This is a genomic window from Agrobacterium sp. DSM 25558 (assembly GCF_900100825.1).
Classification (GTDB): domain Bacteria; phylum Pseudomonadota; class Alphaproteobacteria; order Rhizobiales; family Rhizobiaceae; genus Agrobacterium.
Window position 1 is genome coordinate 1 of sequence record NZ_FMUD01000005.1, and the last position, 14,946, is coordinate 14,946.

The 14,946-nt window shown below is 55.1% G+C and carries 12 protein-coding genes and 1 rRNA gene; 10 read left to right on the forward strand and 3 right to left on the reverse strand.

Annotated features, from left to right (window positions below; all coding sequences use genetic code 11):
- A 16S ribosomal RNA gene (locus DSM25558_RS06005) occupies positions 1 to 204 on the reverse strand; the annotation flags it as partial.
- Between the two features lie 621 nt (positions 205 to 825).
- Between DSM25558_RS06005 and DSM25558_RS06010 the strand changes: the two genes are divergently transcribed.
- The 5 genes from DSM25558_RS06010 (at position 826) to DSM25558_RS06030 (ending at position 8,531) form a co-directional block, all read left to right on the forward strand.
- Complete coding sequence (locus tag DSM25558_RS06010; RefSeq protein ID WP_077102840.1) at positions 826 to 1,776, forward strand: phosphoribosylaminoimidazolesuccinocarboxamide synthase; 951 nt, start codon at positions 826 to 828, stop codon at positions 1,774 to 1,776.
- A gap of 2 nt (positions 1,777 to 1,778) precedes the next feature.
- Entirely contained in the window at positions 1,779 to 2,438 is a 660-nt protein-coding gene (locus DSM25558_RS06015) for a TetR/AcrR family transcriptional regulator (protein ID WP_077102842.1), read from the forward strand.
- Between the two features lie 153 nt (positions 2,439 to 2,591).
- The gene (locus DSM25558_RS06020) at positions 2,592 to 3,806 is read left to right on the forward strand and encodes an efflux RND transporter periplasmic adaptor subunit (RefSeq protein WP_077102844.1); all 1,215 of its coding nucleotides are present in this window, start codon (positions 2,592 to 2,594) and stop codon (positions 3,804 to 3,806) included.
- A gap of 43 nt (positions 3,807 to 3,849) precedes the next feature.
- Entirely contained in the window at positions 3,850 to 6,939 is a 3,090-nt protein-coding gene (locus DSM25558_RS06025; protein WP_077102846.1) for an efflux RND transporter permease subunit, read from the forward strand.
- A gap of 140 nt (positions 6,940 to 7,079) precedes the next feature.
- Positions 7,080 to 8,531: an efflux transporter outer membrane subunit gene (locus DSM25558_RS06030; protein WP_077102848.1), complete on the forward strand. Its 1,452-nt coding sequence runs from the start codon at positions 7,080 to 7,082 to the stop codon at positions 8,529 to 8,531.
- Between the two features lie 131 nt (positions 8,532 to 8,662).
- Here the strand turns inward: DSM25558_RS06030 and efp are convergent, their stop codons facing one another.
- On the reverse strand, positions 8,663 to 9,232 hold the full coding sequence (gene efp, locus DSM25558_RS06035; RefSeq protein ID WP_077102851.1) for an elongation factor P: 570 nt from the start codon (positions 9,230 to 9,232) through the stop codon (positions 8,663 to 8,665).
- A gap of 206 nt (positions 9,233 to 9,438) precedes the next feature.
- Between efp and epmA the strand changes: the two genes are divergently transcribed.
- The 3 genes from epmA (at position 9,439) to DSM25558_RS06050 (ending at position 12,128) form a co-directional block, all read left to right on the forward strand.
- Positions 9,439 to 10,503 carry an EF-P lysine aminoacylase EpmA gene (epmA, locus tag DSM25558_RS06040; protein WP_077102853.1) on the forward strand — a complete coding sequence of 355 codons (1,065 nt, stop codon included), beginning with the start codon at positions 9,439 to 9,441 and terminating at the stop codon, positions 10,501 to 10,503.
- Entirely contained in the window at positions 10,500 to 11,552 is a 1,053-nt protein-coding gene (locus DSM25558_RS06045) for a lysine-2,3-aminomutase-like protein (protein WP_077102855.1), read from the forward strand. The genes epmA and DSM25558_RS06045 overlap by 4 nt, the downstream gene beginning before the upstream one ends.
- A 384-nt stretch (positions 11,553 to 11,936) precedes the next feature.
- Positions 11,937 to 12,128, forward strand: a complete 192-nt coding sequence (locus DSM25558_RS06050) for a hypothetical protein (RefSeq protein ID WP_077102858.1) — start codon at positions 11,937 to 11,939, stop codon at positions 12,126 to 12,128.
- Positions 12,129 to 12,208: 80 nt separating this feature from the next.
- On the opposite strand, the gene DSM25558_RS06055 is transcribed toward DSM25558_RS06050, so the two are convergent.
- Complete coding sequence (locus tag DSM25558_RS06055) at positions 12,209 to 12,445, reverse strand: Lrp/AsnC ligand binding domain-containing protein (RefSeq protein WP_077102860.1); 237 nt, start codon at positions 12,443 to 12,445, stop codon at positions 12,209 to 12,211.
- A 265-nt stretch (positions 12,446 to 12,710) separates the two neighbouring features.
- On the opposite strand from DSM25558_RS06055, the gene DSM25558_RS06060 reads away from it, so the two are divergent.
- Together DSM25558_RS06060 and modA are read left to right on the forward strand one after the other, a co-directional pair.
- Complete coding sequence (locus tag DSM25558_RS06060) at positions 12,711 to 13,994, forward strand: NAD(P)/FAD-dependent oxidoreductase (RefSeq protein WP_077102862.1); 1,284 nt, start codon at positions 12,711 to 12,713, stop codon at positions 13,992 to 13,994.
- Positions 13,995 to 14,126: 132 nt separating this feature from the next.
- Complete coding sequence (gene modA, locus DSM25558_RS06065; RefSeq protein WP_077102864.1) at positions 14,127 to 14,921, forward strand: molybdate ABC transporter substrate-binding protein; 795 nt, start codon at positions 14,127 to 14,129, stop codon at positions 14,919 to 14,921.
- Positions 14,922 to 14,946 lie beyond the last annotated feature (25 nt).

The following is a 14,946-nucleotide window of genomic DNA, read 5'->3' on the forward strand; positions in this document are numbered from 1 at the left end:
GGCTCATCCATCCCCGATAAATCTATCTTTCCCCCGTAGGGCGTATGCGGTATTAATTCCAGTTTCCCAGAGCTATTCCGCAGAGATGGGTAGATTCCCACGCGTTACTCACCCGTCTGCCACTCCCCTTGCGGGGCGTTCGACTTGCATGTGTTAAGCCTGCCGCCAGCGTTCGTTCTGAGCCAGGATCAAACTCTCAAGTTGAGAATTCAATCATTGACTTAAATCACGTTATTCTGAATCGACGAGAACTTCACACCAATCCTTAAAACCAACCAAACGCTTCACAGCGCTCAATCAATCAGCAATCCGAAGATCGCCAAAAAGGACCAGGTGTATTCTCATTAAAACGTGACCGTCAAAGTCTCTTTCAAAGGACCAGTATCGCTACCAGTCCCGCAAGCCTCGCCGCCCACGTTTCTCTTTCTTCCATATTCAATTGTCAAAAAACAGACACACATTAGTGTCAAAACCATCAAACCAAAACTCGAAAGTTCAGCTTTCAAAGACCCAACAAACTCGCCAAGTCTTCCAGTTTTCTCCAGAACGAAGGACATCGTCGCTAGCAGCGCCGCCGCCCTCGTCAGTGAGCGGACTTATAGAGGAACACCTCAGACATAGTCAACAGCCCACCTGTAAAAAAACAGACATATTTTATAAATATATGATTTCAAACGATATTTTGGATTGATGACGGTCGAGCCGTTCGCTTGGCGGTCTAAAGCCCATACTGGCTCTTCCCTCTAAAACATGCGATATGGTGATCCACACTTGTCGGCGCGCCTGAACCGACGATCGCATTATAGAGAGAGATTGGACAATTCCGTGCGTGTTCTAGCAGAAGCCGTCATTCCTGAACTTCCACAGTATTATCGCGGCAAGGTTCGCGAGAATTATGACCTGCCCGACGGCAATCGCGTCATCATCTCGACAGACCGTCTTAGCGCCTTCGACCGTATCTTGACCTGCATTCCTTATAAGGGTCAGGTTTTGACGCAGACAGCGCGCTATTGGTTCGAACGGACCACAGACATCTGCCCGAACCATGTCGTCTCCTATCCGGACCCGAATGTGGTCATCGGCAAGAGGCTCGATATTCTGCCCGTCGAGATTGTAGTGCGTGGGTATCTGGCGGGGACGACGGGCACGTCCATTCTGACGCTCTATAAGAAGGGTGAACGCGATATGTATGGCGTTACCTTCCCGGACGGCATGAAAGACAATCAGGTCCTGCCAGAGCCGATCATCACACCAACCAGCAAAGAATTCGATGGCGGCCATGATGAGCCGCTCACACCGGCTGAGATTATCGAAAAGGGATTGCTGACGCAGTCACAGTGGGAAACGCTTTCAACCTACGCTCTGGCCCTTTTCAAGCGCGGACAGGAGGTCGCAGCCAAGCAGGGTCTCATCCTTGTCGACACCAAGTATGAATTCGGCACCGATGAAAACGGCACCATCATTCTGGCTGACGAAATCCATACGCCCGACAGCAGCCGTTACTGGATGGCTGACACTTACGGGCAGGCTTTTCAGGATGGCACCCGCCCTCAGAGTTTCGATAAGGATTTCGTTCGGGCATGGGTGGCAGAGCGTTGCGACCCCTATGAGGATGACATTCCGGAAATTCCTCAGGAACTGGTTCTGCAAACCTCCAAGGTCTATATCGAGGCCTTCGAGCGCATCACCGGGGAAACATTCAAGCCGGATGACAGCGAGACTTCGACCATTCAGCGTGTGCGGAAGAATCTGGAACCCTTTTTTCAGGGAGCGTAGTCTTGGCCAAAGCCAGCGCACAAACGTCATCATCACAGAAAAACGAAACGAGTGGACGGCAAATCCGTCCACGGCGATCTGGTGAAGAGACGCGCCGCGAGATTCTGGCGATGACCGAGCGGCTTTTTCGCGAGCGGGGGTTCGGGGCCGTATCGATCGCAGATATCGCCGCCGCGCTTGCCATGTCTCCGGCAAATGTCTTCAAGCACTTCAGCTCCAAGAACGCCTTGGTCGACGCCATCTTCCTGCAGCAAATTCGCTTGCTGGAACACAGGATCGATCCACTCGACGCAACTCATTCTCCCTTCCAAAGAATGCGGCATCTGGCACACAGCCTGATGGAGAACCATCGCCGTGATTTAAACGACAATCCGTACATTTTCGAAATGATTTTGATGACCGCTAAAAGAGAGCTTGCTTGCGGTCAACATTATGAGAATGTGATTACAGAGCAATTCGCCAAGATCATCCGCGATGGAATAAAGACGGGGACCTACCCTCCAACGGATATCGATCGATCATCTCGGACGGCTCTTTTTGCTTTGACCAGCGTTTTGCATCCTGCATTGATTGCCCATGAAGACGTCGACATTTTAGCAACACGATGTGATGAACTGATCCACTTACTTCATGCTGCACTGCGATATGGGATTGATAAGTGACGATAGCGACTATACGTCACTTTGCCTGATAATGTGTTGCGTCATGCGCGTTTTGACGCGCAATGAGCGCCGATAATTGCAAAAGATATGTATCCGCATTTTTGACCGCACAAGACAACCAATCGAGATTTGACCGCTGATATGAGAAAAACGATGAAAAGACGTCTATATCCTCTCTTCACCACATTGCTCGTGGCGGGCATTCTTGCCGGTTGCAGCGAAAGCGACGAGGCCAAGAAGGCTCCGGCGCAGGGCAATCAGCGCCCTCCCGCCCCCGTCAGCGTCGTTACCATGAAAAAGAGTGACTATCCGCTCACGACTTTGCTGCCGGGGCGCGCCGATGCCTTCCAGACGGCGGATATTCGTCCGCGCGTCGGCGGTATCATCAAGGACATCGCCTTCAAGGAAGGTAGCTTCGTGAAGTCTGGCGACCTGCTGTACAAGATCGATGACGACACCTATCAGGCGTCTCTCGCAGAAGCGCAGGCGTCTCTGGAGCGGGCAGAGGTCAGCGTGCCCGCCGCCGAAGCGAATTTGCAGCGCTACGAGCGCCTCGCCAATAGCGGTGCGTCGCAAAAAGAATTCGAAGATGCGCGCACGACGCTGCTTCAGGCGAAAGCCTCCGTTGCAGAGGCCCGCGCGACCTTGCAAACAGCACAGATCAATCTCTCCCTGACAGAAGTCCGCGCGCCCTTCGACGGCGTGACATCTGCTACCAATTTCTCGATCGGCAACGTCGTCACCGCCAGCCAGACCGGCTCACTGATGACCCTTCGAAAAATCAATCCAATCTATATTCAACTGAACGAGTCCAGCGTGAACCTTCTTCGCCTACAGTCTGCGATCAAGGCTGGAAAGCTGGAGCGACGCGACAACAGCGAAACGACGGACATTCGCCTGACGCTTGAGGACGGTTCAGAATACCCGAATGTGGGCAAGCTCGACATGTCGGAAATGGCCGTCAGCACGACGACAGGCACCGTTTCCATCCGCACCCTTTTCGACAATCCGGAAAACACCATTCTTCCAGGCATGTATGTGCGTGCAACGATTACCGTTGGTAAGGAAATCGGCTATCTCATTCCCCAGCGCGCGGGCAGCCGAAACGCGAATGGAGAGCTGACCGCAAAGTTCGTCACGGCTGAAAACAAAGTCGAGACCAGAACATTTCCAACCAGCCAGCTTTCTGGAAACAACTGGCTCGTCACGGAGAATGTTGCGGATGGCGACAGGCTGATCGCAGACGGATTTCAGTGGATAGCCGACAATGCCACGGTCAAACCCATACCGGCCGAAATCGATGAAAAGGGATCCATCATAGAAAAGCAGGACGCTCAGGCTGCTCCTGCTCCCGCGCCGAAATCATGATGTCTGAAGACATGCTCGGCAACATCGTGATCAGGAACTAGATATGTCAAAATTTTTCATTCGACGGCCGATCTTTGCTTGGGTGATTTCCATCGTCATCATGTTGGGTGGCGCATTGGCCATCAACACGCTGTCGATTTCCCAATATCCGGAAATTGCGCCGCCAACCATCCGCATCAGCGCAAGCTACACTGGTGCCAGCGCCGATACGGTGCGCAAAACCGTGACGCAGATCATTGAAGACGGCATGACCGGCCTTGACGGGCTGACCTACATGAACTCGTCTTCCACAACAGGATCTGCGAGCATCACCCTGACGTTCGACAACAGCGTCAATGGCGATATCGCCCAGGTTCAGGTGCAGAACAAGCTTGCGCTCGTGACGTCACAACTGCCAGCCGTGGTTCAGGATCTCGGCATCGGAGTCACCAAATCGACGTCGAGCATTCTGCTCGTCGGCGCGTTGGTTTCGACCGATGGAAAGCGTTCGTCAGCCGATCTCGGTGACATTTTTTCCACCCAGATCGAAGATCAGGTGAAACGCATCGAGGGTGTCGGCAACATCAATGCCTTCGGCTCCGCCTTCGCCATGCGCATCTGGCTCGACCCTTTCAAAATGAAGAAATTCCAACTCACGCCAGCTGATGTCACCTCGGCAATTCAGTCGCAGAACACGCAGGTGTCTGTTGGCTCCGTGGGCGGACTGCCGGCATTGGAAGGTCAGCAGATCAACGTCACGATGACGGCGCAAAGCCAGCTGACGACGGTTTCCGACTTCGAGCGCATCATTCTCAAGGTGGATAACACGGGTGCCAATGTTCGATTGAGCGACGTTGCACGCGTCGAGATCGGCCAGGAGACCTACGCCTCGACCTCGCGATCCAACCGTCAGCCAGCGTCGGGTTTTGCGGTGAACCTGGCCACAGGCGCAAATGCGCTGGATACGGCCGCTCTTGTCAAAGACAAGATGGCGCAGATCGCACCGACCCTGCCTCAGAACGTCAAGGTCATCTATCCCTACGATACGACGCCGTTCGTTTCGCTTTCGATCGAGAAGGTCGTGCACACGCTGATCGAAGCCATTGTGCTGGTCTTCGTCGTGCTGCTGGTTTTCCTTCAGAACCTGCGCGCCACATTCATCCCCATGATTGCGGTTCCCGTGGTGCTCCTTGGAACCTTCGGCATTCTCGCGCTCACCGGTTATTCGATCAACACGCTGACCATGTTCGCGATGGTGCTTGCCATCGGTCTTCTCGTCGATGATGCGATCGTCGTCGTTGAAAACGTCGAGCGTATCATGTCCGAGGAGGGGTTGGGACCGCTGGAAGCCACGGAGAAATCCATGGGCGAAATCACCGGTGCCATTGTCGGTATCGCGCTGGTTCTGACGGCTGTGTTCATTCCCATGGCCTTCTTCGGCGGCTCGACCGGTATCATCTACCGTCAGTTCTCCGTCACCATCGTATCTGCGATGCTGCTTTCGGCCGTGGTGGCCATCGTGCTGACACCGGCGCTTTGCGCCACGATGCTGAAGCCGATCGACCACAATAAGAAGAGCCGTGGCCCCGGCGCATGGTTCAACCGTAATTTCGACCGCACCACCACGGGATATGTGAGTTCCGTAGGTTACTTGCTGAAGCGTCCATTGCGCGTGTTACTCATGTTCGCAATCGTCCTGGGTGGATGTGCCTGGTTCTTCACCCGGCTGCCATCGTCCTTCCTGCCCCAAGAAGACCAGGGCGTTCTGATGACGATCATCCAGCTGCCAAATGGCTCCACGAGCACGCAGACGGCAAAGGTGATAGAGAAAGTCGAGAACTATTATCTCGACAAGGAAAAAGACGTCATCGACAGCATTTTTGCGGTCAACGGCTTCAGCTTTACCGGTAGCGGACAAAGCTACGCGCTCGTCTTTGCCAAGTTGAAGGATTTCGATCAGCGAACAGACCCGAAAATGGCCGCTTCGGCAGTTGTCCAGCGCGCTATGGGAACGTTCATGACCTTCCGCGAAGCGCAGGTCTTCCCGATCCTGCCGCCCGCCATTCAGGGCCTGGGTAACTCCAGTGGCTTCTCCATGTACCTGGTGGACAGCGGAAACCAGGGAAGTGAAGCGCTCGTGGCCGCATCGAAAGAGTTGATCGCAGCCGCAAATTCCAGCGGCAAAATCACGTCCATGCGTGCCAATGACCGTGATCAGGAAAGCCAGGTCAAGCTTGAGCTGGACCAGGAGAAGCTCGGGGCCATGGGCCTCAGCATTTCCGAAGTCAATTCCATGCTGACCACGATTTTTGCTGGCAGCCGGGTCAACGACTTCACGCTCAACAACAAGATCAAGAAGGTCTATGTGCAGTCTGATGCGCCCTACCGCATGCAGGCCGAAGACCTGAAATACTGGAACGCCCGAAATTCGGGCAACGAAATGGTGCCGTTTACATCCTTTGCGACCGCAAAATGGGTCAATGGATTGCCATCCGTCTCCGCTTATAATGCGGCAAATGCCTTCTCTCTGGAAGGTGCCGCCCCTCCAGGCGTCAGTTCCGGCGATGCCATGAACGAGGTGGACCGAATCGTCTCCCAGATGGATGGCGGCTACTCGGTGGCATGGACTGGTCTTTCCTATCAGGAACGACTTTCCGGATCTCAGGCACCATTGCTCTACGCACTTTCCGTTCTGATCGTCTTCCTGTGCCTCTCTGCACTTTATGAAAGCTGGTCGATCCCCTTCTCCGTCATCATGGCCGTTCCCGTCGGCGTGGTCGGTGCATTGCTCGCCGCACACTTCTTCGGACAATCCAACGACGTCTACTTCAAGGTGGGTCTGCTGACGACGATCGGGCTTGCCGCGAAAAACGCGATCCTGATCGTGGAATTCGCCAAGGAACGGCAAGAGCATGGATTAAGTCTGCTCGACGCGACACTCGAGGCTGCCAAGCTGAGATTGCGCCCGATCATCATGACTTCGCTCGCCTTCATTCTCGGCGTCGTTCCACTAGCCATTGCCAGTGGAGCAGGCTCTGCGGCGCAAAATGCGATCGGTATTGGCGTTCTGGGTGGTATGCTTTCTGCAACACTCCTCGGAATTTTCTTCATTCCCTCGTTTTTCGTCATGATTCGGCGTCTATCTAAACGTTAACAAACCAAAAATGTGCTAGCAAAGCCGGAAGACGCTGTTAGAAATGTTGGAAATTATGAACCGCATTTTTGTCAGCACGCAGCAGCACTCAGCTCGTTTTGACTGGTGTGTCATGTGCACCAAAATATTGGGATAACTTCATGCTGTCTATTCGCGCTACCATTCCTCTCACGTTGCTTTTGCTCTCGGGCTGTGTTGTCGGACCTGACCATAAAGAACCGGAAATTCAGCTGCCCGGCAAATTTGCCGAAGGTGGAAAAGCAACCAACGGCGACGTTGCAACAGTCGCTTGGTGGAACGCCTTCAACGACAGCCGTTTGAATGGATATGTCGCGACCGGCCTTGCGCAGAACCTAACCGTTCTCCAGGCAATCGAGCGCATCAATCAGGCTCAGTCGCAGATTACCGTTGCAGGAGCCGGCGCTCTTCCAAGCCTCACAGGCTCTGGCAGCCATACGACGTCTCAGACCAAAGGTAGCTTCCCAACCACCAGCAACGCGGTTCAAAACAACTCAAGTGGCGCGCTCGACGCATCGTGGCTGCTGGACCTTTTCGGCCAATACCGCCGCGCCAAGGAAAGTGCCAGCGCTTCCCTTGATGCAGCCTACTCGACTGCCGACGTACAGCGCCTAACGCTGATCTCTTCGGTTGTCGCGGCCTATATCGACGTTCGCTATTTTCAGGAACGCCTGGCAATTGCGCGCGAAAACCTCAAGTCACGTCGCGAAACACTGGACCTGACAAAGCTCCAGCTTGAAGCCGGCGCGGCTTCGCGTCTTGACGTCGTTCAGTCTGAAGGTCTGGTCAATTCCACGCTTGCAGATATGCCAGGTCTGGAAACCAGCTTCCGTCAGGCGGCACACCGCATCGCCACGCTGCTTGGCATGCCGGCATCGTCGCTGGTTGTTGAGTTGCAGCGCGGGGCACGTCAGCCTGTTGCCCGCAGGGCACCGCTCACCGGTATTCCGGCAGACCTTATTCGCAATCGCCCTGACATCCGCGTCGCCGAACGCAATCTCGCAGCGGCTGTCGCAGAAATCGGCGTTGCCGAATCGCGCCTCTATCCAAGCATCACGATCAGCGGCTCGATTTCGCCAAGCTACGTGAACCTTTCCAACAACGGTTCGCGCGGGACATCCAATTCCTGGTCCTTCGGCCCAAGTCTTGTTCTGCCTATCTTCGATGGTGGCAGCCTGCGTGCAAACGTCGATATCGCCAAGTCTTCAGCTCGCGAACAATATCTGGTATGGAAAGCCACCGTGCTGAACGGTATCGAAGAGGTTGAAAACGCGCTCGCTGCCGTGACCCGCGACAAGCAGACGGAAGATGCACTTCGCAGAACCGTCAAGTCCTACCAGGAAGCCCTGTCGCTCGCCACCGCAAGCTACCGCGACGGTGCGTCCTCTTTGCTCGACGTTCTCGATGCACAGCGTCAGGTGTCCACAGCGCAAGCCAATCTCGCGACTGCAGTTCAGACAACCGCTCAGGACTACGTGTCGCTTAGCGTTGCACTGGGCGGCGGCTATGCCGTCGGCAGCCCAACGACATCCTCTAACAACCGTATTGCAGCCAACACTCCCAAGGGAATGTAAGAGCCGCAATCCGGTTTGCAGACACATCAATCCCGCAACGAAAGTTGCGGGATTTTTTATGGGCAATGCAGCCAAAGAAAAAGCCTCGGATCACTCCGAGGCTTCTTTCAAAATAACAATGGCTGCGAAAATCAGTTCTTCGCGCGCTCGACGTAAGAATTGTCTTCCGTCGCGACAACGACGCGGATACCAGCATCGATATGCGGCGGCACCATGGTGCGGATGCCGTTGGACAGAATAGCCGGTTTGTAGGAAGACGAGGCCGTCTGGCCTTTCACGACCGGTTCGGTCTCCATGATTTCCAGCGTAACGTGACGCGGCAGGATGACAGCAAGCGGTAGACCTTCATGGATCGACAGAACGCAGGTCATGCCTTCCTGAAGGTAGGCTTTCTGGTCGCCCATGGTTTCCGTGTCCACCACGACCTGGTCGTAGTTTTCCGGGTTCATGAAGTGGAAGCCCTCGCCGTCTTCATAAAGAAACTGGAAGTTCAGGTCTTCAACAAATGCGCGTTCGACCTGCTCGGTCGTGCGCCAGCGTTCGGCAACTTTCACGCCATCCGAGATGCGGCGCATATCGACCTGCGTCACAGGTGTGCCCTTGCCGGGATGAAAGTTATTGGCGTTGAGAACGACGTAAAGCTTGCCATCGACGTCGATAACATTGCCCTTGCGCACGGATGAGGCGATAACCTTGACCATATGATTTCCTTGTAACTCAATGAAATGCGTCGTAAAGGACCGCGCGGCGGCACTGACCCAATGGACGTTTTGTATGTTTTCTGGGGCGCAACTACCTTAAATCCGTGGTAAATGCCAGCCTTCAAAAGCCTCGAACCGAAAACAGTGCTGCGGTTTTCGTATAAATCGATATCTGGGCGTGGTTGGCATCGGAAAGAAAGCAACAGATGGGCTCAGACCTCAACACAAAGTCCGCATGGTGGACGCCCGATGTGCATCAGGATCGCCGCCCGTTTCTGATAGGGCGAAACGCCATCCAGACCGCCATGCGTGGCTTTTTTGCTGCCAATGATTTTCTGGAGGTGGATACCGCGACCTTGCAGGTATCGCCCGGCAACGAAGCCCATCTTCATGCCTTTGCGACGACCGGGATAACGACGAGCGGTGAACAGAGCCCGCTTTATATGCACACATCACCTGAATTTGCCTGCAAGAAGCTGTTGGCCGCTGGCGAAAAACGGATCAACTGTTTTGCCCATGTTTATCGCAACCGCGAACGTGGGCCTTTGCACCACCCGGAATTCACGATGCTGGAATGGTATCGCACGGGCGAGACCTATGAGACGCTGATGCATGACAGCGCGCAATTGCTGGCGCTGGCTGCCGAGACCGCAAAAACCAAGACCCTGACCTATCGTGGGCACAGCGTCGATCCGTTTCTTGAACCCGAGAGGCTGAGTGTTGCGGAGGCGTTTCAGCGCTATGCCGATGTCGATCTGCTGGCGACGATTGACACGAGCGGCGAGACGGACCGTGATCATCTGGCATCGAAGCTCAAGGCATCGGGAATTCGCGTGGCTGACGATGACAGCTGGGCCGACTTGTTCAGTCGCGTGATCGTCGAGCGGGTCGAGCCAAAGCTCGGCTTCGGGCGTGCGACCATTTTGGATGAGTACCCGACGAGTGAAGCGGCACTCGCCCGCCGTTCGCCGAGCGACAACCGCGTCGCCGAACGCTTCGAGCTGTATGCCTGCGGTGTCGAACTGGCCAACGCTTTCGGTGAATTGACGGATGCTGCCGAACAGCGCCGCCGTTTCGAGGCCGAAATGGCGGAGAAGCAACGCGTCTACGGCGAAACTTATCCCATAGACGAGGATTTTCTGAAGGCGCTCGACATCATGCCGGCGGCCAGCGGCATCGCGCTTGGCTTCGATCGGCTGGTCATGCTGGCAACCGGCGCACCGCGCATCGATCTGGTCATGTGGGCACCGGTAACGGATTACGGCTCATGACGACGCGCAGCCTGAAATCGGCGGAAGACCTGTTCGATGCCGGTCTGATCGACAGCCTTACACTGGAGCGAATTCGCCCCGTGACTGAACGCTATGCTGTGGCGGTCACACCCACTGTCGCCGATCTCATCAATAACGACGATGCCAACGATCCCATCGGATTGCAGTTCATTCCACAGGAGGATGAGCTGTGGCATACGCCGCAAGAGCGTGCCGACCCTATCAGTGATGATGCGCATAGCCCTGTCCACGGCATCGTTCATCGGTACCCTGATCGCGTATTGTTGAAGGCCGTGCATATCTGCCCGGTCTATTGCCGCTTCTGCTTTCGCCGGGAGATGGTTGGACCGCAGGGCAATGGCACCATGTCGAGCGAAGAGTTGTCGGTGGCGCTTGGTTATATAGAGGCACACCCGGAAATCTGGGAAGTCATTTTAACCGGTGGTGACCCGCTCGTTTTATCCCCGCGTCGGCTGTCGGCCATCATGGAAGGTTTGAAGGCCATTCCGCATGTCAAAATCGTGCGCTTCCACACGCGTGTCCCGGTCGTTGATCCTGACCGGATCGATGCGGCACTTGTGGAAGCACTGAAATCCAGCGGCAAGACGACCTATGTCGCGCTCCATGCCAACCATCCGCGCGAGTTGACAGACGAAGCGCGGGCGGCCTGTGCACGCATGATCGACGCGGGCATTGCCATGGTCAGTCAATCGGTGCTTCTGAAAGGCATCAATGACGACCCCAAGGTTCTTGGTGATCTGATGCGGGCCTTCGTGGAAACGCGGGTGAAGCCCTATTATCTGCATCACCCGGATCTGGCACCCGGCACCAGCCACTTCCGGCTAGAGATCGAGGAAGGGCAGCGAATCGTCGCCGCCATGCGCGGACATGTTTCGGGTCTATGCCAGCCGACCTATGTTCTGGATATTCCCGGTGGCCATGGAAAAGCCGTCATAGGTCAGAATGCGGCGGCGAAACATGCCGATGGTTGCTATTCGGTTTCCGATTTCAACGGCAGGGATCACCGCTATCCGCCCTCGGAAGAATAAAAACCGCTAATAAACGCGGCTTTCCAGAGCGTTGTCTGCAACCTAGCTAAAGAAACAAAAATTTCACAATTCCGCCCCCATCCTGTCATCATAAAGAAAAATATTCTACCTATATTGATAATCATTGATTACGCCGCGAATCCGGAGTATCAGTGATTCAACTGGAGAGAGATTCTCTTCAGCATTCCGGATCCAACACCAATGCAGGGAGAGTGACATGTCAAAAATGAAACGCATCGCCGCGATCCTTGATCCGCGGTTTGTGAATGCCGGACACACATCCATGTGTTCCCGCTGCTGTCGAATGTGACTTAACCGTCCACCAATCTTCAAAATTCGATTCGACGAAATGCTGTGTGCCAAGCCACAGCGGGAGTATGTATAATGCAAAAGCAAGTTATTGAATTCGCTGGTGAACCCGTCGGCATCGTCGTGCCTGATGACAACCGCCTGAAGTTCATCGCCGTCAAGTTCCACGTCCATGACCTTGACGAGCAGCGCTTCGACAGTGCTGAAGACGTGCGTGTCGCCATTCGCAATCTCGTTCGCAACCAGAAGATTGCAGCGCTGGTCTGAGAAATGCGCATGTTTGCTCAATGCATGAAGGCGTTGCCTCCAGACGAGGCAACGCCTTCATTCGTTTGCAAATACCAGCATTAGAATGCGGTGAATGTCAGCGTCGTCAACGACCGTACGATACCTGGGATGCTAACGATGTTGTCGTTGATGAATTTGCCGGTATCCTGTTCGGGCGCAAGATAGATCTTCAGCAGAAGATCATATTCCCCACTTGTCGAATAAAGCTCGGAAACCAGTTCCGTCTTATAAATGGCATCGGCAACATCATAGGTCTTGCCGGGTGTGCATTGAAGCTGAACGAATATGGGCTTCATGATCTGTTTCCCGTCGCATATGGAATGATGCACAAAGCCAGTGAGCCTTGCGCGTGTGCTGCACTATTGTCCGAGCCGGGCGCGTGTTTCAAGCCCATCTGTTGATCGCCGATGACACATGCCAACGTCATCGCAGTTGCGAAAACCACATTCCGCACTGGCATGACATGATCACGATATGTCGGTATTCACTGATGCAACTGAGTTGTAAGCTGGTCAGCAGACAGCGCACTGCGCGCGAAGTTTCAATTCTTGGGTGATTTCGATGTATCATGATCCGCGCTCTCATGGCCTTTGGGAAAAAACCGCGCCGAAACCACCCGTGACATCGTCGCTTGAAGGCCAAGAAAGGGCGGATGTCGTCGTTGTGGGCGGCGGCTTTACCGGCCTTTCCGCAGCGCTGCATTTGTCGGAACGTGGCATCAAAGTCATCGTTCTCGAAGGCAAGGAGATCGGCTTTGGCGGTGCTGGCCGCAATGTGGGCCTCATCAATGGCGGCATGTGGGTCATGCCGAAAGAACTTCCCGATGTGCTCGGCCCCGTCTATGGCGAACGCCTGCTCGATCTTCTCGGCAACGCGCCGTTCCTCGTGCGCGAAATCATCGAAAAACACCAGATCGAATGCCAGCTTGAAAAAAACGGAACGCTCCATTGTGCCGTAGGTGAAAAGGGACTTGCCGAAATCCGCGAACGTTGCGCCCAGTGGGCTGCACGCGGAGCGCCCGTCAGGGTTCTCGACGCACAGGAAACCGCAGACCGCGTCGGCTCCTCCGCCTATAGCGGTACCTTGCTGGACGAGCGTGCAGGCACGCTGCAACCGCTTGCCTACGTACGTGGTCTGGCACATGCAGCGCAGACGGCGGGTGCCACGATCTACACCTCCAGCCCCGTCATCGACAGCCAGCCGGATGGTGAAGGGTGGGCGGTCAAAACCGTAAAGGGTTCGGTTCGCGCAGACTGGATCATCGTTGCGACGGAGGCCTACAGCACCGGCCCATGGAAAATCATGCGCGAAGAGCAGGTCTACCTGCCTTATTTCAACGTCGCGACCAAACCTCTGGGCGATAATGTACGCCAAACCATTCTGCCGAACCGCGAAGGCTGCTGGGACACAAACGAAATCCTCTCCTCCTTCCGCATGGACCAAGCGGGACGTCTCGTCTTCGGCAGTGTCGGCGCATTACGCAATACGGGTGCACGTGTTCACACTGCATGGGCAAAGCGCGCGATGAAGCGACTATTCCCGCAGCTGGGCGAAATCGAATTCGAATGTGAATGGTACGGCCAGATTGGCATGACCGACGATTCCGTGCCGCGCTTCCATAAATTCGCAAAGAACGTCGTTGGCTTTTGCGGTTATAACGGTCGCGGCATCGCGCCGGGAACCGTATTCGGTAAAACGCTTGCCGCCCATGTGGCAGGCGATATTGCCGAAGACGCCCTTCCTCTGCCAGTCACAGACCCGCAGGCCCGTAGCTTCCGCGCGTTGAAGGAAGCCTATTACGAGGCCGGCGCGCAGATCGCCCATTTTGCGAGTGAACGCATCTAAGCATCGATGGATGGAGGCCCCAGAGAAGGCCTTGTTTCGCATTAATCGATATATCCTTGAAAATATAATGCCCGCCGTCTAAACAGTTTCGATATATTCATCAGGATATGTCGCTAAAAGGGGCCAAAGGGCATGGGAATTCTTCGTCGCACTCTTATCAGAACCACTCTGGCAGCCATTATCGGCTCCGTGGTTGCAACCATCACCCTGTCGGCACCCGCATTTGCGCAGGACAAGGTCACCGTTTTTGCCGCCGCCAGCATGAAAAATGCGCTTGATGCGGCCAATGCGGAATGGGCCAAGGAAACCAGCAATGAAGCCACGGTTTCCTATGCGGCCAGTTCGGCGCTGGCCAAACAGATCGAAGCGGGAGCACCTGCCGATCTCTTCATCTCCGCAGATCTTGCCTGGATGGATTATGTCGCGGGCAAAAAGCTGATCAAGGAAGACACGCGCACCAACCTGCTCGGCAACCGTCTGGTGCTCGTGGCCCCTGCCGACAAGGCGACGCCTGTCGACATCAAACAGGGTTTCGACCTTGCAAAGCTGGTGGGTGATGGCAAGCTGGCCATGGGCGCGGTCGATAGCGTTCCGGCTGGAAAATATGGCAAGGCCGCGCTCGAAAAGCTGGGCGTCTGGTCTTCCGTGGAGGGTAAGGTTGCGGGTGCGGAAAGCGTTCGTGCGGCGCTGGTTCTCGTTTCTCGTGGCGAGGCCCCTTATGGCATCGTCTACCAAACCGATGCCGCCGCTGACCAAGGTGTCAAGATCGTCGGCACCTTCCCGCAGGACAGCCATGAGCCGATCATCTATCCGGTTGCCATCCTGTCTGAATCCAAAAGCCCGGCAGCGGCTGCCTATCTCGAATTCCTGAAATCGGCCAAGGCTGCCCCTTTCTTTGAAAAGCAGGGCTTTACCATTCTGAAGTAAGATTGACTTTCACGATCCTCATGGC

Excerpts from the sequence above, each read along its gene's own strand:
- DSM25558_RS06020 (WP_077102844.1), top strand. The coding sequence starts at position 2,592 with ATGAAAAGACGTCTATATCCTCTCTTCACCACATTGCTCGTGGCGGGC.
- DSM25558_RS06025 (WP_077102846.1), top strand. The coding sequence starts at position 3,850 with ATGTCAAAATTTTTCATTCGACGGCCGATCTTTGCTTGGGTGATTTCC.
- DSM25558_RS06030 (WP_077102848.1), top strand. The coding sequence starts at position 7,080 with ATGCTGTCTATTCGCGCTACCATTCCTCTCACGTTGCTTTTGCTCTCG.
- efp (WP_077102851.1), bottom strand. The coding sequence starts at position 9,232 with ATGGTCAAGGTTATCGCCTCATCCGTGCGCAAGGGCAATGTTATCGAC.
- epmA (WP_077102853.1), top strand. The coding sequence starts at position 9,439 with ATGGGCTCAGACCTCAACACAAAGTCCGCATGGTGGACGCCCGATGTG.
- DSM25558_RS06045 (WP_077102855.1), top strand. The coding sequence starts at position 10,500 with ATGACGACGCGCAGCCTGAAATCGGCGGAAGACCTGTTCGATGCCGGT.
- DSM25558_RS06050 (WP_077102858.1), top strand. The coding sequence starts at position 11,937 with ATGCAAAAGCAAGTTATTGAATTCGCTGGTGAACCCGTCGGCATCGTC.
- DSM25558_RS06055 (WP_077102860.1), bottom strand. The coding sequence starts at position 12,445 with ATGAAGCCCATATTCGTTCAGCTTCAATGCACACCCGGCAAGACCTAT.
- DSM25558_RS06060 (WP_077102862.1), top strand. The coding sequence starts at position 12,711 with ATGTATCATGATCCGCGCTCTCATGGCCTTTGGGAAAAAACCGCGCCG.
- modA (WP_077102864.1), top strand. The coding sequence starts at position 14,127 with ATGGGAATTCTTCGTCGCACTCTTATCAGAACCACTCTGGCAGCCATT.